The 444-nt window shown below is 39.6% G+C and carries 1 protein-coding gene; it reads left to right on the forward strand.

Going from position 1 to position 444, the window contains the following annotated elements; all coding sequences use genetic code 11:
* Positions 1–110 precede the first annotated feature (110 nt).
* On the forward strand, positions 111–444 hold a 334-nt coding region (locus K0039_RS21465; RefSeq protein WP_331476818.1), incomplete at its 3' end, for a cation-transporting P-type ATPase.

Consider the following 444-nt stretch of genomic DNA (forward strand, 5'->3'; position numbering starts at 1 on the left):
CAACAATATTTGATAGACGTATTAAAAAATACGCTTACTTTAAATTATCAGAAAAATATCGAGACAGTGGCTAATCCCCAGATGGTCTATCTATTGAGCAAATTGGTTCAATGCGGGGGAAATATGGAGCGAACAGCTTCAATGGGCGAAAAAATGATACGACGATGCAACGATTGAGACGAGCATTTATTAACCCATTTCATGTGATTCTTTTTGTTCTGGGCATTGTTTCTCTTGTTACAGATGTTTTCTTAGCATCCAATTTTGCGAGAAATGCTACTACTGCCATTATTATCTTTTCCATGATACTAATTAGTGGCGTAATTCGTCTGATTCAGGAGCTACGAGCAAAGAGCGCTGCTGCTCAACTTGATCGCCTAGTTCATGAAAGCGTCACAGTGAGGCGCGGTGGAAAGTTAATAGAGATTCCTGGCGAAGAATTAG

Source organism: Terrisporobacter mayombei, assembly GCF_020748465.1.
Taxonomy (GTDB): Bacteria; Bacillota; Clostridia; order Peptostreptococcales; family Peptostreptococcaceae; genus Terrisporobacter; species Terrisporobacter mayombei.